The organism is Corynebacterium sp. MSK006 (genome assembly GCF_030232385.1).
In the GTDB taxonomy this organism is placed as follows: domain Bacteria; phylum Actinomycetota; class Actinomycetes; order Mycobacteriales; family Mycobacteriaceae; genus Corynebacterium; species Corynebacterium frankenforstense_A.
The window spans coordinates 119,182-141,568 of record NZ_JASPJZ010000004.1; the positions used below are offsets into that span (position 1 = coordinate 119,182).

Annotated in this window: 17 protein-coding genes; 9 read left to right on the forward strand and 8 right to left on the reverse strand. The window is 69.7% G+C overall.

The annotated features are described in order from the left end of the window. Positions 1–9: 9 nt before the first annotated feature. Genes cas3g through cas7g form a run of 3 tightly spaced genes read right to left on the reverse strand, consistent with a single transcriptional unit; the run spans position 10 to position 5,587 of the window. Positions 10–2,841 carry a type I-G CRISPR-associated helicase/endonuclease Cas3g gene (gene cas3g, locus QQA02_RS04025; RefSeq protein WP_284773944.1) on the reverse strand — a complete coding sequence of 944 codons (2,832 nt, stop codon included), beginning with the start codon at positions 2,839–2,841 and terminating at the stop codon, positions 10–12. Then, positions 2,834–4,375 (reverse strand): type I-G CRISPR-associated protein Csb2, encoded by a 1,542-nt coding sequence (gene csb2 / locus QQA02_RS04030; protein WP_284773943.1) that lies wholly within the window; start codon positions 4,373–4,375, stop codon positions 2,834–2,836. The genes cas3g and csb2 overlap by 8 nt, the downstream gene beginning before the upstream one ends. A gap of 3 nt (positions 4,376–4,378) precedes the next feature. Continuing rightward, positions 4,379–5,587: a type I-G CRISPR-associated RAMP protein Csb1/Cas7g gene (cas7g, locus tag QQA02_RS04035; protein WP_284773942.1), complete on the reverse strand. Its 1,209-nt coding sequence runs from the start codon at positions 5,585–5,587 to the stop codon at positions 4,379–4,381. 194 nt (positions 5,588–5,781) lie between these two features. On the opposite strand from cas7g, the gene QQA02_RS04040 reads away from it, so the two are divergent. The 4 genes from QQA02_RS04040 to QQA02_RS04055 all read left to right on the forward strand — a co-directional run bounded on the left by QQA02_RS04040 (position 5,782) and on the right by QQA02_RS04055 (position 8,132). After that, positions 5,782–6,477 (forward strand): LysE family translocator, encoded by a 696-nt coding sequence (locus tag QQA02_RS04040; RefSeq protein ID WP_284773941.1) that lies wholly within the window; start codon positions 5,782–5,784, stop codon positions 6,475–6,477. Positions 6,478–6,664: 187 nt separating this feature from the next. After that, complete coding sequence (locus QQA02_RS04045) at positions 6,665–6,955, forward strand: RNA-binding S4 domain-containing protein (RefSeq protein ID WP_075663028.1); 291 nt, start codon at positions 6,665–6,667, stop codon at positions 6,953–6,955. Then, the gene (locus QQA02_RS04050; RefSeq protein WP_284773938.1) at positions 6,956–7,786 is read left to right on the forward strand and encodes a VOC family protein; all 831 of its coding nucleotides are present in this window, start codon (positions 6,956–6,958) and stop codon (positions 7,784–7,786) included. A 1-nt stretch (position 7,787) separates the two neighbouring features. After that, the gene (locus QQA02_RS04055) at positions 7,788–8,132 is read left to right on the forward strand and encodes an MGMT family protein (protein ID WP_284773936.1); all 345 of its coding nucleotides are present in this window, start codon (positions 7,788–7,790) and stop codon (positions 8,130–8,132) included. A 154-nt stretch (positions 8,133–8,286) separates the two neighbouring features. Here QQA02_RS04055 and QQA02_RS04060 read toward each other — a convergent pair whose 3' ends face one another. Continuing rightward, entirely contained in the window at positions 8,287–8,841 is a 555-nt protein-coding gene (locus QQA02_RS04060) for a hypothetical protein (protein ID WP_284773934.1), read from the reverse strand. 80 nt (positions 8,842–8,921) lie between these two features. Between QQA02_RS04060 and QQA02_RS04065 the strand changes: the two genes are divergently transcribed. Both QQA02_RS04065 and QQA02_RS04070 read left to right on the forward strand, forming a co-directional pair. After that, entirely contained in the window at positions 8,922–9,797 is an 876-nt protein-coding gene (locus QQA02_RS04065) for a hypothetical protein (protein ID WP_284773933.1), read from the forward strand. 315 nt (positions 9,798–10,112) lie between these two features. Continuing rightward, positions 10,113–11,879, forward strand: a complete 1,767-nt coding sequence (locus tag QQA02_RS04070; RefSeq protein ID WP_284773932.1) for an ATP-binding protein — start codon at positions 10,113–10,115, stop codon at positions 11,877–11,879. A gap of 12 nt (positions 11,880–11,891) precedes the next feature. Here the strand turns inward: QQA02_RS04070 and QQA02_RS04075 are convergent, their stop codons facing one another. Then, positions 11,892–12,854: an alpha/beta hydrolase gene (locus QQA02_RS04075; protein ID WP_284773930.1), complete on the reverse strand. Its 963-nt coding sequence runs from the start codon at positions 12,852–12,854 to the stop codon at positions 11,892–11,894. A 90-nt stretch (positions 12,855–12,944) separates the two neighbouring features. Between QQA02_RS04075 and QQA02_RS04080 the strand changes: the two genes are divergently transcribed. Then, entirely contained in the window at positions 12,945–13,580 is a 636-nt protein-coding gene (locus tag QQA02_RS04080; RefSeq protein WP_284863353.1) for a CG0192 family protein, read from the forward strand. 184 nt (positions 13,581–13,764) lie between these two features. On the opposite strand, the gene QQA02_RS04085 is transcribed toward QQA02_RS04080, so the two are convergent. Next, the gene (locus tag QQA02_RS04085) at positions 13,765–14,808 is read right to left on the reverse strand and encodes a MaoC/PaaZ C-terminal domain-containing protein (RefSeq protein WP_284863354.1); all 1,044 of its coding nucleotides are present in this window, start codon (positions 14,806–14,808) and stop codon (positions 13,765–13,767) included. Between the two features lie 3 nt (positions 14,809–14,811). Continuing rightward, entirely contained in the window at positions 14,812–16,209 is a 1,398-nt protein-coding gene (locus tag QQA02_RS04090) for a 3-oxoacyl-ACP reductase (RefSeq protein ID WP_284863355.1), read from the reverse strand. A 290-nt stretch (positions 16,210–16,499) separates the two neighbouring features. Between QQA02_RS04090 and QQA02_RS04095 the strand changes: the two genes are divergently transcribed. Continuing rightward, entirely contained in the window at positions 16,500–17,798 is a 1,299-nt protein-coding gene (locus QQA02_RS04095; protein WP_284863356.1) for an acetyl-CoA C-acetyltransferase, read from the forward strand. A gap of 238 nt (positions 17,799–18,036) precedes the next feature. Beyond that, a complete protein-coding gene (locus QQA02_RS04100) occupies positions 18,037–20,175 on the forward strand; it encodes an acyl-CoA dehydrogenase family protein (protein WP_284863357.1) in 2,139 nt (712 codons plus the stop codon). Positions 20,176–20,448: 273 nt separating this feature from the next. On the opposite strand, the gene QQA02_RS04105 is transcribed toward QQA02_RS04100, so the two are convergent. Further along, positions 20,449–22,386, reverse strand: coding sequence for a M13 family metallopeptidase (locus QQA02_RS04105; RefSeq protein WP_284863359.1), 1,938 nt, complete (start codon positions 22,384–22,386; stop codon positions 20,449–20,451). Position 22,387 lies beyond the last annotated feature (1 nt).

Consider the following 22,387-nt stretch of genomic DNA (forward strand, 5'->3'; position numbering starts at 1 on the left):
ACGCTTTCATTATCGTCCCTCCCGGGAAATCTGGTTATCGGCGGCGCGGAGCAGCTCCTCGAGGTATGCGGTGGCGTAGACGCCGGTGGACCGTTCGGTGTCCTCGACCAACCGGTCCCACTCGCCGGCGGTGAACAGCTCGGTCGCTACCGCTGAGGCGGGGTTCGACGCCTCGATGAGTTCGCCGCCAACATGCGGGAAGCCTCGGCGACCGTGGCCGTGGCTGGTGCCGACTAGCCTCAGGACGAGCCGGTCGACCTGGCCGCCTGAACCGCTGGCCTCGGCGGCGAAAAGCGCCGCGGAGAGCTGCTCGTGACGCCAGCCGGTGGGCAGCCCGGAGACGGATCTCCGTGCAGCACGGGCTCGGGGGCCGTGACTCTTGGCGAGTGGCACCGGCGCATCCTCCTCCGCGTCGTCGCCTCGGCCGGTCGCACCGCTGTTACCAAGCAGCCGCTGGAAACGGGCGTCGACCTTGCCGTCATCGTGGTGGAGCCCGGCCAGACTCACCCTTCGGGCGTAATCGGAGATCAAGCCGACGGCCGCGGCAATTTCTTCGGCACGTCCGGCGACGTCCGAGTTGTGAGCGGCCAAGGTCACCGGCTCAGACGACGGCGTCCACCGCTGGTACACCGGAGAGTCGAAGGACTCGGGCTTCTGCACCACGGCGGCCCAGGGCAGCTGACGGATCGTCTCATCATGGGGCGGAAGAACCACTGTGCCCTCCATGCCGTGCTCGGCGAGGAGCCGGGTGGCTTCCTCGGAACTGAGCCCCACGAAGGCGCGGAGCAGGCTTCGCACCGGAACGTCGAGCTCAGCAGGCTCGGGTACCGCATCCGTGTCGACGAGTACCCGGCCGCCGATGTCCGGAACAGGAACGGGGGAAGTGCGGTCTTGCGGATTGTCGACCACGATTCCACGGGTGGTGAACCTGTGCCCGCGGTCCAGCACCACGGTGTCACCCGGACGCAAGGCGGGGGGATGCGCGGCGTCGGCAAGCGTCACGGTGTCCTCGCGCACAATGAAGGCGCGCGGCGGGGCTGTCGGCGCGTGACCGGTATTTCGTGGGGTGATGATTCCGGCGAGAATCCTGCGGGCCACCGAAATGTTGGCGGGGAAAGCCTCGTCCTCCAGTGGAGGGAGTGCCCGCAAGATCTGGAGAGCACCGGTCGAATCCTCGCGTGGCAGCAGGTCGCGGACCACGATGCCGACCTGCGCGATGTCAGCCGTGAGATCATCGCGCAGCCAGATCTCGAGGTCGTCGTCGGCGAAGAGTGCATCGCCGGTGCGTGCCCAGCGGAAGAGATCCGCGTGCTCGGGGCGCTGGAAGAGAAGCCGACGGGGGGTAGCCGGTGGTTGTGGGACCGAAGCGAGCGCCTCGGGGCTGACACCGGCGCCGAGGTCGCGGAGCTCGTGCAACCAGCGGAGACCTGCACTCAGGTCCTCGCGGACGTAGGGCAGGTCCACCTTCTTGGGCAGCTTTTCGGGGACGATGACACGCACGGGTGAGGACTCGCGCATCCCGAGTCTGTTGACGCGGCCGAAGCGCTGCGCGAGCGAATCGGCGGGCGCCAGTTCGGTGACCAGTCCGGCGAGATCGATGTCCACGCCGACCTCGAGGGTCTGGGTGGCCACCAGCACATCAACAGTGGCGTCACCGCGAAGGGTGAACAGGTCATGGTGCTTGCCGTTCCGTAGCTGTCGGAGGTCCCAGGGGCGCATCCGGCCGACGAGGACCTGCACGTTGAGTGACTTGTCCAGCTTCGACAGCTGAGCGGCCACAGCCACGGCGGTGTCGACGTGGTTGACGATGCAGCCGACCGTGTGTGGCCGGAGCTCTTGTGCCTCCGCGCTGTTTGCCGAGGTTCCGTCCGGATCCGTACCGGGTATCACCCTCGCGCGCACGCGCACGATCTCCTCGGCGAAAGCCCTGGCCAACGCGACGGTGGCCTTCTTGCCGTTCCATCGTGAATCGGTGACGAGCTCGAGGGGTTTTGCGGCGCGGACGCGTCGACTGAGCACCTCGTCGGCGCCGTCGACGAGGTCTTCGGCGGAGACCCCGACACGACGGGCGGAGACCCCGGAAGGCGTGGCGGTGGACTCGACGACCTGGAGTGCCGGTACCCCGAGGTCGGTTTCCCGGTGGACCAGCTCGGCGATGCGCCTCGCGGAGAGTAACAGCTGCCGGTTGAGGTGAGACTCGTCGAGGACGAGCACCGAGTCATACCCGATGACCGCCGCCTCGCGTGGCCGGGACAATCGGGTGGCGCCGTAGGCTCGGAAAAGCATCCGCGAGCCGAACATGTCCGGCGTCGCAGCCACGACCGCGCAAGCACTCGGGTCCAGGAGCGTCGGGTTCTCCGGTCGGGTCGCGCCACGGATGTGGCCGACCAACAAGGGGGCCTGCGCATCCGAGTCGTCGAGATCCGTCGCGCGTTGGGTGCGCAGGCCTCTGAGCAGGGCAGCGACCCGAGTGACGACGTCGCTGGAAGGTCCGGGGTGGGCGTCTTCGGAGAGCGCCTCGTCGAGCAGCTTTGCGCATCGGGTGGCACGGTCGTGTTGGTTGTCCACCAGCGCACGCCGGTTGACCACGGCGAACAGGCGGCGCGGAACGCGGGGTGCGGCGCCGGCGGCGGCCAGCGCGTTGGCGAATACGTGGACCTCGACGACGGCGGACTTACCGGAGCCGGTGGGCGCGACAATCTGGTCGGGCCATTCGCCCCCGGTCAGAATCTCGTCGAGCAGGCGCTCCTGCCAGCGGAACGGAGCGTGGCCGTCATTGAGCGCCGCGAAGAAGTCGCCGAATTCGCCATGCCACAGAGACAAATTGGTGGAGTCAGTCATTGTCATCTCCCATCAGCGTCGGGTAGAGGCCCTCGGGTATGTCGACGGGCGTCAGCAGGCCCCCGCCCAGGTGCCGTGACTGTCCGATCGCGGTGATCGCGGTGTCCAGGGCGAGGTCACCCAGGTCCACCAGCCCGCTCCACATCCGCGGTACCATCCGGGGCGAGGCCTTGTGCACGAAACTGTTGGAGTCTCCAGGAACGAGGCGCGTGGCGCCGACCTTCACCCCGCGCGCCGATGCCGCGGCGTGCAGCTCGATGAGCCTTCGGTCACCGCGTGCGGTGGTGGGGAACTCGTCGCGCCACACGTGGGCCACCGAGACCACTCCGGCCTCCCGCAGGCCCCACTGCTTGCCGCCGGTGGCGGTGGCCCTAGGGCTGCGGTGCTCGGTGACGGCGACGGGAAGAGGCGACCACAGCCGGCGGTGGCCGTCTGGGGCCGGACCCCAGAACCTGTCTCCCGGGGCGCTGACGCCCTGGAAACGCAGCGTGCGCCGACCGTGACGGCAGTAGAGGCTGCGGATGTTCGCCAGGCCGCCGGCGAGTGCGGCGAGATCCTCATCGGCTGCATCCGTCGGCACAAGCAAGGCCAGGCCGTGGCCGTCAATTCCGTGGTGGCAGGCCATGCCTGCGGGGATGTACTGGATGGCCAGTTGGTTGGCTGGACGCGGTTGTCCCTTCGGGTAAGCGCCTGTGACCATGGCCGGAACCGGTCCGTCGATGGCGGCGATGAGCGCACGGTGGAAGGCCACCGCCCAGTCCATCCGCTCCTCCGGCGCGAGTGCGGGGCCCCCGAGCTCGAGAAGCAGGACGCGAGACCACGGTGTCTCGGGCTTAGGCGGCTCCGGGCTGCGGTAACGCAGTGAGGTCAGCCCGTCGCCGGGGACGGGGGCGGGGCGGGTCACCTCGCTCTTCGTCGCTTTCTGGACAGGGTTTTTGCCGGGATTCGCCGCACGGTGGGCCGCGGTGAGGCCGGCGGTCCGGCCCGGCCCGGGAGCACGGACAGGATGCCCGCCCGGAGCGAACATGGATGACTCGCGGTCGAGGACGAGATTCGGTTCGAAGTCCTCGTGGCTCAGGACGACGGCGCTCTCGGTCTCTCCGAGGACGGCGACGTCCGCGCACAGCAGGCGGATGGTCTCGGCGACCGCTACCGGGGCCTCCGACCAGCGGTATCCGATCGGACCGTTGAGGCTCACGCCGTCGGACACCCGTCGGTGGTTGGTTGACTTCTTGGGGTTGACCAGGCCTTCCTTGCGGAAGATGATGCGGGAGGAGTCGGCGGACTGAGGTCGGCGCTCGGGGAGGAAAAGGCCCTCCGGCGGGTGTTCCTCGAGCCAGCGCAGGGCCTCGAGGGACTCGGGACTCGGGCCCAGCCCGGCAGGGTCTTCGACAGCGGAGCAGCCGGTGGCCGCGGCGTTGAGGAGTGCGGCGTGCAGGCGTGCCGGGTCGGGGAAGGGGTCCGGCGAGCCGTCGCTACGGTGCCCGACGTACACCCCGAGGGGGAACCGGGCGGTGATGGCGAGCGGGGTCATCGGTCAGGCCTCTTCCTCAGACTCGTCGACGGCGCCCCGCAGGACCGCAGGATTGCCGATGAACTCGAGAGTCTGCCCCTGCCACCGGATGCCGGCCTTGGCCTCGGCCTCGTCCATGGCACGTTCGAGAAGGGCGTCGGCGGTGTCGACGGTGATCGGGTCGATCGGCTGAGACTTGCCGAAGCGCAGGTCCAGCTTGGTCTCGGGTTCGGAAAGCTCGACGAGATCGCAGTTCGCCCGCAGGTAGAGCTCCTCCTCGGCTCGGGCGACGACTGCCAGGTCGAGTGCGGCGAGCAGGGTGCGGCAGGCGGCGTCACCCTCGGCTCCCGCGCCGAAGCGCAGCTGGCGCAGGGAGGCGAAGGAGAGGACCCAAGAGCGGATGATCCGGGAGCAGGCGACCCCGCCCAGGGCATCGAGGCTCGGCGGGATGCCGCCAAGGCCCAGTGACGAGGCGGAGACGGGCTCCTTCTTGGCCTTGTTGATCTCGGAGCGCAGGGACGCGACGGTTTTGGCACTGAGGTCGTGCTCCTGATCGGCGAGGATGCGTTCCATGCTGGCTCCGTCCAGCTGGACGCTCATGGCCACCGGGTCGACGCGGGCACCGCCGCGCAGTGAGTAGCGGTCACGCCCCTCGGCCTCCTGGTCGGCGAGAACGCCGATGATCTCGCCGGTGACCGAGCTGCGGATGCGCACCTGGTCTTTTGCGCGGGTGGCGTCCCACGCACCCAGGGCGAGGCTGATCGGGGAGGTCTCGAGCAGCGCACGGGAATCGGCGGGGGTGCAGTTGCGCAGCGCCTGGAACACATTGGTCTGGGTGGCGGGCCGGCCCTCCAGGGTGGCGGCACGGAAGTGGCCGTCGAAGGCGCGGTGCGGAAGCTCCATGCAGAGGAAGTCGCGGTCCTCGTACTGAACACGCATGCGGGGGATACGGGAGGCGACCGGTTCGGCGTCGCGAATCGACTGGGCCAGTGCCGCCTCGCCGCGGTTGCTGGAGGACTGCTTGCCGTCAATGAGGGCCACGGTCTGTGCCTGGCCGTCGATGTAGCGGGTCTCGAAGGCGAATGTGGGGTTGGAGTGGCTGACGAACTTCGCCGGCGCGATCGAAGCGTGCGCCCCGGCGGCGGCGCCCAGTTCGGTGGTGGAGGTGAGGACGCTGGATCCTCCGCGGCGGCAGGCGCTCAGCAGGTTCTCGTAGGTCTGTGCTTCGGACATGACGATCCTTTCGGGTCGAACAGGAGTGTGGATGAGGAAGGGATTCCGTCCCGGGCTTGTGGTCCCATGGGCGGTGCAACGGACGATGCAGCACCAAACATACACGAAAGTCGCGACAAATAAGATAAACTAACTTGTAGTGCTTTTAAGGTGTGGTCGACGTCATGCCCGACGCAGGATGTAACCTGACCATCATGACATTCGGTTCCATCCTCACCCTGCTGGGGGTCTGGGTCGCGGCCATCATCAGTCCCGGCCCCGACGTCGTGCAGATCACGCGCCAGGGCGCGCGCTCCAAGCGCGCCGGCGTGTGGGCCGCCCTCGGAGTGATGACGGGCAACACCGGCTGGATCCTGGCCAGCCTCCTGGGCCTGTCCGCCCTGCTCACCGCGCGCCCGGCGCTGCTGGCCTGGCTGCAGCTGATCGGCGGGGCCTACCTGGCCTACCTGGGCGTCAGTTCCATCCGTGGCGGCTTGGCCACCCGCTGCCAGTCCGCCCGCGCCGTGCACGCCGACGTGCCCTCCGGCTCGCGCGAATCCGTCACGCCCGGGCCGGTGCCGAAGCGCACCGACGCCGACTCGACCGCCGGGCAGGCCTGGCGCGCCGGTTTCACCACCAACCTGGCCAACCCGAAGGCCGTCCTCTTCTTCGGCGCCGTCTTCGCGCAGTTCATCGAGCCCGGCATGGGTTGGGGGATCACGGCGTTCATCGCGGCGCTGCTCATCGCGGTCGGCCTGGTCTGGTTCGTCAGCTTCGCCCTGGCCGTGCGCGCGTTCTCGGCGCGCATCGCGGAGAACTCCGCGGTCATCGACATCGTCACCGGAGCGATCTTCTGCCTGCTGGCCGCGGTGATGGTCGTCGAGGGGGTTCTCGGACTGCTCGGCGGCTAGTGCTCGACGGCCAAGAGATTAAGGAGGCGGCGCAGCGATGTACTGGCTCCGAGGGACTCCAGCTAAACGAACTTCCCTCAATGAAGGGCTGCGCCGCCCCGCGCCCGAATCCTACCCGCCCTGCCAATCCTGCCCGCCCCACCGTCCACCCGGCCGCCCGTCCCGCCCGCCCGTTAGACTCGTGCGCATGCAGGACGTTGAGGTTCCCGTCTCCGGCGGGTCGATCAAACTGGGGCAGTTCATCAAGCTCGCGGGTCTGGTGGCCACGGGCGGGGAGGCCAAGGCCGTCATCTCCGAGGGCCTGGTCACCGTCAACGGCGAGACCGACACGCGCCGCGGGCGCCACCTCGCCATCGGCGACCGGGTCTGCGTGGCCGAGGCCTGCGCCGTGGTCGCCGAGGACGACGGCGAGGACGACTACTTCGACGAGGCCACCGCAGACGACGACTTCGACCCCGAGAAGTGGAGGAACATGTAGATGCCCGCGTTCAACGCCCAGGGCGGCATGCCCTACTGGATCGACCTGAACACCCCCGAGCCCGAGGCCGCGGCCCGCTTCTACACCGGGCTTTTGGACTGGCAGGTCAACGAGGAGGTCGAGGGCTCCGGCTACCTCGTCGCCCGTGTGCAGGGCCTGCCGGTGGCCGGCCTGATCCCCGCCACCGGCGGCGCGACGACGTGGGTGACCTACTTCCTCGCCGACGACCTCGAGGCGCAGCTGGACCGCATCGGCGAGCTCGGCGGCAAGGTCCTCGCCGGTCCCACCGACGCCCAGATCGGGCGCATGGGTGTCGCCGCCGACCCGAACGGCGCGCTCTTCGGCCTGGTCGAACCGCGCGGCGAGGACGCCTTCGTCGCCGGCGGCGAGCCCGGCTGCGCCGTCTGGCACGAGCTGACCTGCACCTCCGGCTTCGACGAGGCGCTGGACTTCTACACCGGCCTCTTCGGCTGGCAGTCCGCCACCGTCGGCGGCGAGGGCACGGACCTGCCGCGCTACGGCACGCTGCTCGCCGACTCCGCCCCCTTCGCCGGGCTGCGCGACGCCGCCGGCCACTTCCCCGAGGGCGTGCACGGCTTCTGGCAGACCTTCCTGGGCGTCCTCGACGTCGACAAGGCCGCCGCGCGCGTGCCCGAGCTCGGCGGCGAGGTCATCCAGGGCCCCTTCGACGCCGAGTTCGGCCGCCTGCTCATCATCGCCGACCCCACCGGCGCGACGGTGACGCTCTGCGAGGTCGAGGAGTACGAGGAGCTCGACATCCAGGAGGGCAACGACGTCTTCGAGGCCCTGCGCGCGCAGGGCCTGGGCTAGTTTGCTTGACGACGCCGCGCCCGACTCGCCGTTGGCGTTGGACGACGTCACCGACGCCGTCCTCGCAGTAGTCGACAAGATCCCGGCAGGCCGGGTGGCCAGCTACGGCGCGGTCGGTGCGGCCGCCGGCACCACCGCGCGCCGGGCGGGCCGCGCGATGCGCACCCACGGCCACCTGACCGCCTGGTGGCGGGTGGTGCGCGCGGACGGCACCTCGCCGGTGGGGGAGCGGGCACGTGTCCACTGGGACGAGGAGGGCATCCCGTACACGGTGACCCGCACCCGCGAGGGCGCGCGTTACCGCGTGGATATGCGTTCCGCGGGTCTGCGACCGGGAGAAATTTAGCCTCGACATCAACATGTTCCGTCAGCTAAGTTAGGCATTGACGCCACCTGTTACGACAGGATCGGAAGGGAACCCCGGGATGCCAGCCGGACGACTGGACCCGGGGTTGCCGCATTTTAATGTGCAGGTTTAGAGCCTTACGAAGTCGTGATGTCTAGCACACGGTGTCCCGGACCTGATCCCAGAACCTGGGTTCGCCGAGTTGCGCCGCATTCAGCGCCCCCAAGACGGCATCGGGGATCCATAGCAAAGGTTCGTCTTTGCCGCGTAGGTGGGAGAGCCGCAGATTCTTCGCTTGATTGCGTGCCTGGAGGGCAACGATGTGGCGAATATCTTTCGCGTCCTGTGCCTGCTGACGACATTCGAGGGAGGCATCTTGGACATCCATCGACGCAAGCTCGTAGTAGAGCCGTTCGAGACACTTCCGGCGAGATCTCTCCTCTTTGGCAGGGACTTCGCTCCAATGAGTCACGATGGTGAGCATCGACCCGGTAGCGGCGACCTGTCGTGAAATCTGATCGCGGCGGGGAGGACTCTCGTCTCTCCAATGAAGTTTGCTTTGGCCCGGCAGGAGAAGAGGACGAAGGACATCACGTGCTGCTTCGAGTTCAGTTGTAGCTAGGAGAGCCGCTCCGATTCGGTACGCCTGTCGACCAGAAGGCATCTGAATGATCGACTCATCTGCGAACGCGACGTAACCGGAGCTCATAGGCGGCATCGTAATGGGGGCCGCGACGAGGCGACGCGGTTGACGTGCGCGGCGACCTCGCGGGTCTAGACTGAGTTTCCATGAGGAACACCCAGCGCACAGCCAGTTCCGCCGCAGCTCTCCTGCTCGCCGTGGGCGTCGCCGTCTCCGCTCAGCCTGTCGCCTCGGCCCTGCCGCTCGGGGCGACCCCGCCGCGCACCCAGGCCTCGGTCCAGGTGCAGAACGGCCCGCGCCTGGCCACCCCGAACGCCGACGAGCCGCGCCCGGCGCTCTCGCTGTCGAAGCTGTACCTCGGCCACTGGGTCCTCCACCACGGCGCGCCGGGCGACGCCGCCCGCGTCGAGCAGATGATCCGCTTCTCCGACGACCGCATCGCCAGCGAACTCGACGCGCGCTACCCGCAGGCCATCGACGAGACGGCCGGCTGGTTCGGGCTGCCCAACACCCACCGCAACGGTTTCTGGGGCAACTCGGTGACCTCGGCCAATGACCTGACGCGCTTCCTCGACGCCACCCGCAACGACCCGGTCGCCGCCCCGATGTTCCGCGGCATGGAGACCGCCGCACCGGTGGCCGCCGACGGGTACCGCCAGGACTACGGCACCGCGACAGTGCCCGGCGTGACCGGCACCAAGTTCGGCTGGTCGGACGACCGCCGCAGCGTGCACGCGACCGCCTCGATCGCCCCGGGCGTGGTGCTCGCGGCCAACACCTACGGCACCCGCGAGGCCCACACCGCAGACGTGCACGCCGCGCTGCCCGCGGGCCTGCCGCAGCTGCCCGGCGCCCCGTCCGGCCAGCTGTCGATCGACCTGGGCTCCTCGGCGATCCCCGCGGTCAGCGGCGCCGAGCTCAAGGCGCGTCTGGCCTGCCACGACCCGTACAACCTGCGCGCCGGCATCGACGACGCCTGGCTGATCCCGGTCCAGATCGCCGACGCGATCCCGGCCTGCTGATCAGGCGGCGGGAGTCCGGCCGCGATCGCCGGAGTGAGAAAGTCTCACTGAGCAAGTCAGAGTGAAACCACAGTGAGAGTCTCATTGTGGTTGCCAGAGTGCAAACAGAGTGTGAAAGTTTCACACTCTGGGGTGGATGACGGTGATTTATCCGGGAGTCTCGTCTGGAGGCCGCGAAGCCGGATAGCCTCCTTGTGCAGGTGTTTTCTCGGTGATTGAGGTTGCCCGCCCTGAGACTTCGTGTTGTACGGGCCCTCACTTTAAAAGTTGTACTGACTCATTGTAAAAGTATGACTCTGGTTGTACTCTGGCGATATGGACTGGACCGCGGACAAGGTGCGTGCAGCTGTCGAGGACCTGCGGCGCTACGGTGACGACTTCGTCTCGGTGGAAGCCAAACGCGCAGACGGGGGACTGCCCGAGAATCTCTCGGAGACAGTGTGCGCTTTTGCGAACATGCCGGGCGGGGGTGTCATTCTGCTCGGTGTCGACCAGCATGACGGTTTCGCCATTTCCGGTGTCCGCCAACCCAATGTGCTCGCCCAGGGTCTGGTCGAAAAGACCCGTGCCACGGTGGATCCCGCGCCTCACGTAGTCACGAGCTCAGTGGAGATCGATGGCGTCAGCGTCGTGGTCGCGGAAGTGCGACCGGTCCACCCGAGTCTTCGCCCCGCAGCGGTGGATGGTGTCGCGTACCTGCGTCAGGGTGACGGCGATTACCAGATGAACGCCAATGACCTACGCCTTCTCGAGATCGACAAGCTGCTGTTCAGTGGGCAGGTGCCCGGCGAGCTACGGCCGGTGGCCGGCACTTCGAGAGAAGACCTCGATGGCGATCTGACCGACGCTTACCTGGGCAGCATCCGACGGCATAGCAGGCGTCTCGGGGCGTTGTCCTCCGATGACGATCTTCTTTGCGCAGTCGGAGTCCTGACAAAGGACGGGGAACTGACGGTCGCCGGCCTCTACGGACTCGGGTACTACCCGCAGGGACGGTTGCCCTCGCTCTCTGCGACCGCGGCGGTGCGTCTCGACCGGGGGCGGGGACCGGCGCGAACCCGGAATCTGACTCACTTCGAGGGACCCGTGCCGCAGATGCTCACTGACGTGGTGGACTGGATCGCCGCGAACACCGGTACCGAGCAGGCCTACCGCGAGGACGGGCACATGGAGCAGCGTCCGGAGTTCCCCGGACGGGCGATCCGCGAGCTTGTGGCCAATGCCCTGGTCCACCGGGATCTCGGCCCGGCGTCCCTCGATGAGCCGGGCCGACACGTCGACGTCCGGGTCCACAACGACCGAATGGTGATCACCAGCCCGGGCGGTCTGCGTGGCGTGTCGGTTGAACAGCTGGAGAGCGCCGAGGTCCACACCGCTGAGGTCAACCAGCGTCTCTACCAGCTGATGAAGTACGCCGTCACCCCTGACGGTTCCCGCGTGGTCGAGGGAGAGGGCGGCGGAATCCGGGAGATGTTCGACTCCGTGCGTGAGGCGGGGTTGGCCAGGCCCAGGCTCTTCGACAACGGCGTGAAATTCACCGTCATGCTGCCCAGGAAACGACGGTTCACCGCCGACGACGAGAAGGCTCTGGAGCGGCGTTTCCCCGGCACTGATCTCTCGGCGATCCAGAAGACGGTCATTCTGGCCGGCGACGCCGGAGAGACGTGGACCCCGGAGCGGGTAGTCGAGGAGTTCTCGCCGCTGGACCGGGAAAGCGCTCGAAGCGAGATCGAGTGGTTGCGGGAACACGGTTTCCTGGAGACGGCTTCGCTGAGCCCGGCAAACGACCGCGATACCGGTCCGTCTTCGAGCTTCCCGCAGGAACAGTCCGCTGGGCCTGACGAGCAGCCGGTACCGTCCTCGACCGGCCGAGGGATCGATCGGGTCCCCACCAACCAGCAGCTCGTCATGGAGGCGTTGGCGGCCGGCCCGCTGAACTTCGCCGGCATCGTGGACGGCACCGGGCTGACTCAGGGGCAGGCGCGCTACGCGGTGAACAAACTGATCGAAGCCGAAGCCATAGAAATGGTCGGCGGCCAAGGCAGCCGCCGGACCTTCTACCGGGTCAAATCCGAAAGCTGACCCGGCTCCCGCCTACTTCCCCTCGCGCGGGGTGACCTCGCGCAGGTAGTCGGCGACCTGCTGCACCTTCTTGCGCGCCACCGCCGGCGTCTGGATGCGGTGTCGGGCGACGAGCTCGCTCACGGTGATCTGCGCGGCGTCGTCAATCCCCTCCGGGCGGGCGGCGATCTCGTCCTGTAGGCCGATCTGCGCCAGCGTCGGCGCCCACTCGGACGGGGCGGGAAGCTCGGCGCCGTCACGCACGGCGTCGGGAAGCTTGGCCACGCTGCCCAGGTCCGGGAACGTCAGCACCAGGGCGTCGGCACGCGCGCCGGCGAGCACCGCCAGCGCGCCACCTGAGGAGTAACCCCACACCGTGACGGTCTTCGCGCCCTGCGCGCGGGCGTGGTCGATGCACGCCTCGACGGCGGAGACCATCTCCGGGACCGTGTGCTCGGGGGCGAGCGGGTAGTCGAGGTCGATGATCGTCGTGCCCGAGAGCACCGCCGCGGCCGCGACCTCGGGGCGCCACTGCATCTCCATCGCCTCGCCGGCGCCGCGCCACCAGCCGCCCGAGTGCAGCGAGACGGCCCACGCGCCCGTCGGCTCCGGCGGCACGAAGGCGGCGGCGCCCAGTTCGGGGAGATCCTCGACCGTGGCCGGGGTGCCGAAGGCCACGCCCGGCATCGAGTGGTCCAGGCCCGCGCCCAGCATCAGCATGCCCGCGTGGGTCAGGCGGTCCGGCAGCAGCGCGGTCCACTTGTCGGCCGGCTCCGGGTCGCCGTCGCCGCCGGCCCACGGCGGGGTGAACGGCGGCAGCGGGTAGTGCGCGTCGATGTAGGAGCCGATCTGCTCGAGCTGCTCCTCCTCGGTCGGGGTGCGGTCGACCCCGCCGACGTGGAAGGCCGCGCGCTCGGCGGCGTCGATCTCCTCCTCGGTGCGCTGGTCAGCCTGTTTTTCGAGGTCCTGGTCGTGCTCGTGGGATGCGTCGTTCATGGGCCCCAGTCTAGGTCTGTCCCACAGCCGGTTGTGGTACATAAGGAGGAGACAGCGTGCTGAAACGCCTCGAAGGGCAGGAGCGAGCCAATGAGCGGAACCGCGCACATCTACGACGCCGAGCTGAACCCCACCAAGGATGAACTGGCTCGCCGCTTCGCCGGCTTCGACGAGGTCGTCGGGTCCTGGCGGCTGGTCGACCCCGACGACCAGGTCGGCATCGAGATCCTCGTAGGCCGCGACTTCTACGGCCGCGTGCTCCAGCTGCCCGTGACCTACCGGCCGATCGAGGCCGCGCTCGACGAGGGCGTGACCTTCACCGAGATGGACCACAGTGAGCTCGGCCGGCGCGCGGTCAGCATGGCCACCGCCGACCCGGTCGCCGTGCGCGAGATGATCCGCGCGATCCTCGGCGCCGACACCTCGGCGGACTTCTCGCTGGGCAGCCCCGTGCTCACCGCGCACGGCAGCGGCTGCGTGGCCGACGACCCGATCAGTGAGGTCAGCGAGGTGGAGGTGCGTGAGTGCACCCGTCAGCGTGCCTCCGGCGTGGCGCTTGTCGACGGCGCGCACAGGAACTTCGTGCTGCGTATCGCCGCCCAGCCCGGCCCGGCCCGCCCCTCGAGCACCGGGTACCAGACGCCGAAGCTGCGGCTGACGACGACGGCGCCCGAGCTCTTCGGTGAAGCCGAGGTCGTGCTGGCCGACCTGTACTGGATGGGGTAGGGGGCCAGGGGCCGGTGCGATTCCGGTTCGATTTCCGGGGTGCGCGCACGGTTTTACCGACCCGGGGTCGGTAAGCGGTTTCGCCCGCTTCCGTGACCTGCGGGTTTAGCGGGCCCATTTCGGGATTACCGACCCGGGCCCGGTAACCCCCGCTGGCCCGGGGCCTCGGCGCCCCCGGCCAAACTCAGCTCAGCGGCTCGAGTCGCCCGACGGCGTGGACGACCTCGGGCTTCTTCGCCGAACGCAGCTGCAGCCCCCAGCCCGAACCGGTCGCGGAGACCGCGGTCGACCCGCCGGTCGACCCGCCGGCCGCCCCCGAACCGTCCGCGCCCGCACCGTCCGCATCCCGGTCGGCCGTGAACGCGACCTTCGAGGGCAGCCGCACCGGCTTGCCGAACTCCACCTCGAAGCGCGCGGCCTCGGGCACCAGGCCCTCCATCCCGGCGAGCATCGCGGCGGCCGACCACATGCCGTGGGCGATGGTGCTCGGGAAGCCGAAGGCCTTCGCGCCCACCTTGGAGACGTGGATCGGGTTCTTGTCCCCGCTGGCCTCGGCGTACGCGGAGATCGTGTCCTGGGTGACCCGCACGAAGGCGGGGTTGGCCGCAGGCTCCCCGGCGGCCTTGACCGTGGAGTCGGCCGCGACGGGCAGCCCCTCGGTCTTGGCCCCCTTGCCCAGGAAGCCGGAGACCTGCCGCCAGACCACCTCGTCGCCCTCGGCGGGGATGGTGACCTCGGTGACCATGTCGATGAGCATGCCCGCGCGGTGGGCGCGCGGGTTCTCGGCGCGCACGCGGATGTCGAGCGCCTCGCCGACGTGCAGCGGGCGGGTCTGCTCGATGGCGTTGGTCAGATGGACCACGCCGACGGCGCCGAAGGGGAAGCCCTTCGAGTTCATCACCTTGATGGCCAGCGGGAACGCCAGCACGTAGGGGTAGGTCGCGGGCAGCTCCTCGCCGAAGCGCAGGCCGGTGGTGCGGCAGTACTCGGCCAGGTGCGCGGTGTCGGGGACCACGCCGTGGACCTCGAAGCGCTCGGCCGGGATCTCCCGCGCGCCGGCACCACCGGCACCGGCGCCACCGCCAGAGCGCGCACCGGAACCGCCGGCACCCGACCCCTTCTTCAGCGCGCCCAGCCCCGGCACCAGCCCGCCGAGCGCCGCGCGGTACTCGCCCATCAGGTCGGGGACGGCCGCAAGCTTCGTGTAACCGTTGGTCGCAGCAGCCATGTTCTACGCCCCCATCATGTTCTGGCCGCACACGCGCAAGGTGTTGCCGCTGACCGCGGCCGAGGCCGGGGCGGCGAAGTACGCGATGGTCTCGGCGACGTCGACGGTCTGGCCGCCCTGCTGCAGCGAGTTGATGCGCCGGCCGACCTCACGCGGGCCGAGCGGCATCGCGGCGGTCATGGCGGTCTCGATGAAGCCGGGCGCCACGGCGTTGACGGTCAGGCCCGCGTCGGTCTCGGCGAACTTGCCGGAGAGGGCGTCGACCAGCCCGATCACGCCGGCCTTGGTGGTCGCGTAGTTGGTCTGGCCGCGGTTGCCGGAGATGCCGGCCATCGAGGAGACGCCGACCACGCGCGCGGACTCGGAGAGCGCACCGGCCTCGAGCAGCGTCTCGGTGATGCGCACCGGGGCGACGAGGTTGATGTTCTGCACCATCTTCCACTGGCCCTCGTTCATGTTGGCCAGCAGCTTGTCGCGGGTCACACCGGCGTTGTGCACGATGGTGTCGATCGGGGCGTCGAAGCGCTCGCGCACGTGCTCGGCGATCACCTCGGCGGCGTCGTCGGCGGTCACGTCGAGCGGCAGCGCGGTGCCCTTGACCTTGTTGGCGGTGTTGGCAAGGCCCTCACCGGCGGCGGGGATGTCGACGCAGACCACGCGCGCGCCGTCGCGGGCGAGCACCTCGGCGATGGTCGCGCCGATGCCGCGGGCCGCACCGGTGACCACGGCGACGCGTCCCTCGAGCGGGCGTTCCCAGTCGGCGGGCTCCTCGGCGGCCTGCGCGCCGACGCGGATGACCTGCCCGTCGACGAAGGCGGACTTGCCGGAGAGCAGGAAGCGCAGCGTGGAGGCCAGCGGGGCGAGTCCGCTTGCCGACGCCGCGTGCGCCCCGCCCTCGCCGGTTCCCGCACCCGTGGCGGCGGACCCGGCGCGGAGCGCCGGGTCGGTGTAGACGAGCTGGCAGGTGGCGCCTCGGCGCAGCTCCTTGGCCAGCGAGCGGGTGAAGCCCTCGAGGGCGCGCTGGGCGATGCGCTCGTCGATGTCCGCGGTGGCCTCGGGGGTGGTGCCGAGGACGACGAGGCGGGCGCAGGGGGCGACCTTGCGCAGCTGCGGGTGGAAGAAGTCGTAGAGGGCCTCGAGGTCCTCGGGGCGGGTGATGCCGGTGGCGTCGAAGACGAGGGCGGCGCGCTTGGTGTCGGCCGCGGCGGAGAGGTACTGGTAGTCGCCGCCGAGCAGGTCGCGCAGGCCGCCGGCCAGCCGGCCGTCGCCGCCGATGACGACGGGGCCGTCGAGGGCGGGCTCGCCCGGGGCGTGGCGGCGCAGCTTCTCGCCCTGCGGCACGCCGGCCTTGGCGGCGAGCGGGGAGTTGATGAACTGTTCGAGCAGTCCGGACTTCGGCATGGTGTTGGCTCCCTTGGTCGGTGGTGCTGTACTCGTGTGGAGTCGGACCCGGCGGTCCTGGACCCAGGTGGTTTCTGTCTTGTAGGTGTCGGTGCACGGTGCAGCGTGCGGCGCCCGGGCGGGCCCGGGGCGCCGGTGCCGCTGCACGGTTCGGCTACACCGTAGCAGCGGAAAGTGTGGCGCAAGACAAATCAAAAAAGAAAAGTTGCACACGACACGTCGGAGTGTGCGATCATTCCCCGGGAACGCCCCGCGGGAAAACCGCGGCCACGACAACCGAGGAGTACACCATGACCACCTCCACCCGCCGCGTCGCCGTCCTCGGCGGCAACCGCATCCCCTTCGCGCGCTCCAACCGCGAGTACGCCGACGCCTCCAACCAGGACATGCTCACCGCCGCCATCGACGGGCTCGTCGCCCGCTACGGCCTGCAAGACGAGCGCCTCGGCATGGTCGTCGCGGGCGCCGTGCTCAAGCACTCCCGCGACTTCAACCTCACCCGCGAGTGCGTGCTCGGCTCTGCGCTGAGCTCGCAGACCCCGGCCATGGACGTCCAGCAGGCCTGCGGCACCGGCCTGGCCGCCGCCGTCTCCGTGGCGGACGCGATCGCGCGCGGCCGCATCGAGGCCGGCCTGGCCGGCGGTGTGGACACCACCTCGGACGCCCCGCTGGCCGTCGGCGACGAGCTGCGCCGTACCCTGATCAAGCTGACCACCGCCAAGTCCACCGCGGACAAGCTCAAGCTCGTCGGCTCGATCCGCCCGAAGCAGCTGGCGCCCGAGCAGCCGCAGAACGGCGAGCCGCGCACCGGGCTGTCGATGGGCGAGCACGCCGCGATCACCGCCCGCGAGTTCGGCATCACGCGCCAGGCCCAGGACGAGCTGGCCGTCGCCTCGCACCGTAACCTTGCCGCCGCCTACGAGGCCGGATTCTTCTCTGACCTGCTGACCCCGTTTCTCGGCGTGCAGCGCGACACCAACCTGCGCCCGGACTCCGACACGGAGAAGCTGGCCAAGCTCAAGCCGGTCTTCGGCAAGAAGGACGCCGAGCGCCACGGTGCGCAGACGACCATGACCGCCGGCAACTCGACCCCGCTGACCGACGGCGCCTCGGTGGCCCTGCTGGCCAGCGAGGAATGGGCGGAGCAGCACAACATCCCGGTGCGTGCCTACCTGGTCGACACCGAGATCGCCGCGGTCGACTTCGTCCACGGCCCCGACGGCCTGCTGATGGCCCCGACCTACGCCGTGCCGCGTATGCTCGAGCGCAACGGTCTGAGCCTGCAGGACTTCGACTTCTACGAGATCCACGAGGCCTTCGCCTCCCAGGTCCTGGCCACCCTGTCCGCCTGGGAGTCCGACGAGTACTGCCGCGGGTGCCTGGGTCTCGACGGCGCGCTGGGCTCCATCGACCGCGCCAAGCTCAATGTCAAGGGCTCCTCGCTGGCCGCCGGCCACCCCTTCGCCGCCACCGGCGGGCGCATCCTGGCCACCGCCGCGAAGACGCTCGAGGAGAGCGGCGGCGGCCGCACCCTGGTCAGCATCTGCGCCGCCGGCGGCCAGGGCATCGTCGCCATCCTGGAGCGCTGACCCGCGCCACCGCCCCGGCCTCGCGCGCCGGCCTCGCGCGCCGGCCTCGAGTGCCGGGCCGCGCCGGGACGTGCCGGCCGCCTCGCGCGGCGGTGCGCCTCCGCGCCGGGCCATGCCGGGCCGCGCCGGGGCGGGGTCGGACCGGGTGTCCTCAACCGAATCGTTATTCGTTTTTCCATGACAGGGGAGTGTTGGCTCCTTTAGGGTGAGCCATAGCACACGAGGAAAGGACTATGTTATGAGTAACAAAATTACCACGGCCAAGCCCGAGTCCGGTAGCCCGGCCGTCCTGCCCACCGAGACCGACGACAAGATCGGCCGCGGTCTGCGCGCCATCCTCGACGGCCCCTGGGCCCGCCTGCGCCGCGAGGTGCGCGAGACCATCAACAACCCGGACCTCCTGCCGGCCCCGCACCTCAGCCTCGACGAGCAGCGCGAGCGCCTGCTCGGCCAGGTCAAGGCCATGGGCGCCACCGGCATCCAGTCCGGCGCCTTCTCCGTGGCCAACGGCGGCCAGGGCGAGAACGGCAACATGCTCACCAGCCTCGAGATGATCGGCGGGGTCAACCTGCAGCTCATGGTCAAGGCCGGCGTGCAGTGGGGCCTGTGGGGCGGTGCCGTCGACGCCCTCGGCACCGAGCGCCACCGCCAGTACGTGCAGGACACCATCGACCTGAAGCTGCTCGGCGCCTTTGCCATGACCGAGCGCGGCCACGGCTCCAACGTCCGCGACCTGGAGACCACCGCCCACTTCGACCCGGCCACCGGCGAGTTCGACATCCACTCACCGACGCCCTCCTCGGAGAAGACCTACCTGGGCAACGCCGCCAAGCACGGCTCCATCGCCGCCGTCTTCGCTCAGCTCTACACCCCGGAGAGCGAGGAGTCCCGCGGCGTGCACTGCTTCATCGTGCCGATCCGCGACGAGTCCGGTAACCCCCTGCCCGGCGTGACCATCGAGGACAACGGCCACAAGGGTGGCCTCAACGGCGTCGACAACGGCACCCTGAAGTTCGACCACGTGCGCGTGCCACGCGAGAACCTGCTCAACCGCTTCGGCGACGTCGACGAGAAGGGCCACTACTCCTCCTCGATCGAGTCGGACAACCGCCGCTTCTTCACCATGCTCGGCACGCTGATCCGCGGCCGCATCGCGGTCGGCGCCGCCGCCGGCGCCGCCACGCGCTCGGCGCTGGCCATCGCCACGAAGTACGCGACGCGACGTCGTCAATTTGAGACGGTGCCCGGCAAGGAGCGGCTCCTGATCGGCCACCGTCAGCACCGCCGCCGCCTCATCCCGCGCATCGCGCGCTCCTACGCGCTGGCGCTGCTGCAGAACCAGCTGATCAAGACCGCCGACGAGCGCCTGCGCGACACCGAGACGGTCAACCGCACCGGCGAGGACCTGTGGAAGCAGCGTGAGTTCGAGTCGCGCGCCGCGGCCGTCAAGATCGCCAACACCGCCCACGCCATGGACGCCATCCAGGAGGCCCGCGAGGCCTGCGGCGGCGCCGGCTACATGGCGGAGAACCTGCTGACCACCTTCCGCGCGGACGCCGACGTCTTCGTCACCTTCGAGGGCGACAACACGGTGCTCGCGCAGCTGGTGGGCAAGGAGATCATCACCGCCTACTCGCGCGAGATGTCCGGGCTGTCGGGCATCGACATCGTCAAGTTCGGCGTAGACAGCGTCAGCGAGATCCTGCGCAAGCGCACCCCGATCCCGCTGACCGTGCAGAACTGGGTCGAGAGCATCAGCCGCAACGACGAGAACTCGCTGTTCAACGCGTCCTACCAGCTCAAGCTCTTCCAGGAGCGCGAGCAGAACATGCTGCGCGCGCTGGGGCGCCGCCTGCGCACGGCCAAGGACCTGCCGCTGGCCGAGGCCGCCGAGGTCGTGGACAAGGCCCAGGACCACCTCATCGACTGCGCCTGGGCGCGCGTGGACACCCTGCTGCTCGAGGCGCTCCTCGAGGCCGAGGCCGACATGGACGACCTGCCGGAGGACTCCCTGCTGCGCAAGGTCTTCGAGCAGATCCGCCAGCTCTTCGCGCTGGACACCATACTGAAGAACTCGGGCTGGTACCAGGAGAAGAACGTGCTCGTCGGCGGCCGGATCTCCGCCGCGCGCGCTGCGGTCAACGACCTGGTCGACTCGCTGGGCCCCTGGGCCGAGCAGCTCGTCGACGGCTTCGGGGTGCCGGACGTGGTCCTCGACGTGCCGATGCTGACCACCCGCGCCGGCGTCGAGGGCGTGCCGGAGCAGAACCGCGAGGAGATCGCCGCGGACCTGGCCGCCAGCGCCGGCGTCGCCGACCGCGTGCCCAACCGCGAGGTGTCGGGTGACGACGCCGCGGGGCGCCAGGCGGCCGAGTAAACACCCGCGCGGCGGTGCTGACGCGCGGCGGTGCTGACGCGCGGCGACGCTGACGCGCCGCCGCCGGAGAACAGACAAGGAGGCCGCCGGTCCCGGTTCGGGATCGGCGGCCTCCTTATCTATAGGTGACGGTGCGGAGCGCCGTCACGTGCGGAGCGCCGTCACGTGCGGAGCGCCGTCACGTGCGGGGCGCCGTCACGTGCGGAGCGTCGTCACGCGCGCGACGCCGCGCGGTGCGCACGGCGGGTGCGGCGCGACGTCGTCAAGCGACGGTCACCAAATTGTGACGCGCCGCTCGGGGGCGACGTACATCGGGTTGTCCCCGCCGACCTCGGGGAAGGCCTCGTAGAACTCGTCGATGTTGGCCGCGATGACGTTGCAGCGGAACTCCGCCGGCGAGTGCGGGTCGATGGCCAGGTACTGCGTGGCCATCTCCGGGCGGATCGCCGTGCGCCACACGCGCGCCCACGCCAGGAAGAGCCGCTGCAGGCCGTCGAAGCTGCGCCCGGCGATCTCCGGGTCCGCGTCCGAGACCTCGAAGGCCTTCTTCTCGGTCTCCTCCGGGGAGACACCCTCGGCCTTGAGATGGCGCAGGTAGGCCACCACCGCGATGCCCAGGCCGCCGAGGTCACCGATGTTCTCGCCCAGCGTGAACGAGCCGTTGACCCCGCCGGACTCGATGCCGGCCTCCTTGAGTTCGGTGGGCACCAGCCCGTCGAACTGCTCGACCAGCCGGTCGGTCAGCTTCGTGAACGCCTCGCGGTCCTCGTCGGTCCACCAGGAGTTCAGGTTGCCGTGGCCGTCGTAGCGCGAGCCCTGATCGTCGAAGCCGTGGCCGATCTCGTGGCCGATCACGGCACCGATCGCGCCGAAGTTCTCGGCGGCGTCGGCCTCCGGGTCGAAGAACGGCGGGCGCAGGATCGCCGCCGGGAAGGTGATGTCGTTGACCACCGGGTTGTAGAAGGCGTTGACGGTCTGCGGGGTGGTCACCCACTCGTCGCGGTCCGCCGGCTTGCCGATCTTGGCCACCTCGAAGTCGTGGTTGAACGCCGCGGCCTTGCGGGTGTTGGCCACCAGGTCGGCGCCCTTGTCCGAGAACTCCAGGCCCTCGTAGCTGCGCCAGTTGTCCGGGTAGCCGATCTTCGCGCGGAAGAGCCCCAGCTTCTCCAGGGCGCGCTCGCGGGTCGCCGGGGTCATCCACTCCAGCTGGCTGACGCGCTCGCGGTAGGCGGCGACCAGCTCGTCGACCAGGCCCAGCATGCGCTCCTTCGAGGAGGCCGGGAAGTGCTCGTCGACGAACTTCTTGCCGATCTCCTGGCCGACCATCTGCTCGGCCAGGCCCGCGCCGCGCTTCCAGCGCGCGCGCTGCTCCTCCGCGCCGGAGAGTACGCGGCCGTAGAAGTCGAAGTTGGCCGCCGAGATCTCCTCGGAGAGCACCCCGGCGCTCGCGCGCAGTAGCGCCCAGCGCGCCCACAGCTTCCAGTCGTCCAGGCGCTCGTCGGTGAACAGCCCGGCGAGGTGCTCGAGGTAGCTCGGCATCATCACCACGATGCGGTGCTCCGGCAGCCCACCGCCGGCGAGCATCTCGCGCACCACCTCGGGCAGCTCGGCGAACTCGGTCGGGTTGTAGGTCTTGACGGCGTCGCGCGAGGCGACCACGTCCCAGTGGCCGGCCGCGATCTCGGTCTCGAGGTCCACGACGCGTTTCGCGGCGTCGGCGGCCGCGGCCTCGTCCACGCCGTCGAGGAAGCCGAGCATGCGCTCGACGTGCCCGCGGTAACGGCGCAGCGTCTCGGCGTGCGCCTCCTCGCGATAGTAGGCCTCGTCCGGCAGGCCGAGTCCGGCCTGCACCAGGTAGGCCAGGGCCTCCTCGCCGCCGGAGTCCTTCTCCACCCAGAAGCCGACCGGGGCGCTGCCGCCCACCCGGTCGAGCTCACCGAGCACGCGCGCCAACGCCGGGGCCGACGCGGCGTCGTCAATCTTCTTCAGCTCCGGCGCGAGCGGCGCCACGCCGGCGGCGTTGACGCCCTCGGTGTCCATGAAGGAGGCGAACAGGCGCCCCGGCAGGCTCTCGTCGGCGGTGAGGATGTCGCGGACGTCGGCCTCGGCGGCGTCGCGAAGCGCGTGGAAGGTGCCGTCGACGCCGCGGTCGGCGGGGATGGTGTGCCGCGCGATCCACGGCCCGTTGACGTAGTGGTAGAGATCGTTCATG

Bases quoted from the DNA above. Each gene is read 5' to 3' on its own strand.
- cas3g (WP_284773944.1), bottom strand. From the start codon at position 2,841: ATGACTGACTCCACCAATTTGTCTCTGTGGCATGGCGAATTCGGCGAC.
- csb2 (WP_284773943.1), bottom strand. From the start codon at position 4,375: ATGACCCCGCTCGCCATCACCGCCCGGTTCCCCCTCGGGGTGTACGTC.
- cas7g (WP_284773942.1), bottom strand. From the start codon at position 5,587: ATGTCCGAAGCACAGACCTACGAGAACCTGCTGAGCGCCTGCCGCCGC.
- QQA02_RS04040 (WP_284773941.1), top strand. From the start codon at position 5,782: ATGACATTCGGTTCCATCCTCACCCTGCTGGGGGTCTGGGTCGCGGCC.
- QQA02_RS04045 (WP_075663028.1), top strand. From the start codon at position 6,665: ATGCAGGACGTTGAGGTTCCCGTCTCCGGCGGGTCGATCAAACTGGGG.
- QQA02_RS04050 (WP_284773938.1), top strand. From the start codon at position 6,956: ATGCCCGCGTTCAACGCCCAGGGCGGCATGCCCTACTGGATCGACCTG.
- QQA02_RS04060 (WP_284773934.1), bottom strand. From the start codon at position 8,841: ATGAGCTCCGGTTACGTCGCGTTCGCAGATGAGTCGATCATTCAGATG.
- QQA02_RS04065 (WP_284773933.1), top strand. From the start codon at position 8,922: ATGAGGAACACCCAGCGCACAGCCAGTTCCGCCGCAGCTCTCCTGCTC.
- QQA02_RS04070 (WP_284773932.1), top strand. From the start codon at position 10,113: ATGGACTGGACCGCGGACAAGGTGCGTGCAGCTGTCGAGGACCTGCGG.
- QQA02_RS04075 (WP_284773930.1), bottom strand. From the start codon at position 12,854: ATGAACGACGCATCCCACGAGCACGACCAGGACCTCGAAAAACAGGCT.
- QQA02_RS04080 (WP_284863353.1), top strand. From the start codon at position 12,945: ATGAGCGGAACCGCGCACATCTACGACGCCGAGCTGAACCCCACCAAG.
- QQA02_RS04085 (WP_284863354.1), bottom strand. From the start codon at position 14,808: ATGGCTGCTGCGACCAACGGTTACACGAAGCTTGCGGCCGTCCCCGAC.
- QQA02_RS04090 (WP_284863355.1), bottom strand. From the start codon at position 16,209: ATGCCGAAGTCCGGACTGCTCGAACAGTTCATCAACTCCCCGCTCGCC.
- QQA02_RS04095 (WP_284863356.1), top strand. From the start codon at position 16,500: ATGACCACCTCCACCCGCCGCGTCGCCGTCCTCGGCGGCAACCGCATC.
- QQA02_RS04100 (WP_284863357.1), top strand. From the start codon at position 18,037: ATGAGTAACAAAATTACCACGGCCAAGCCCGAGTCCGGTAGCCCGGCC.
- QQA02_RS04105 (WP_284863359.1), bottom strand. From the start codon at position 22,386: ATGAACGATCTCTACCACTACGTCAACGGGCCGTGGATCGCGCGGCAC.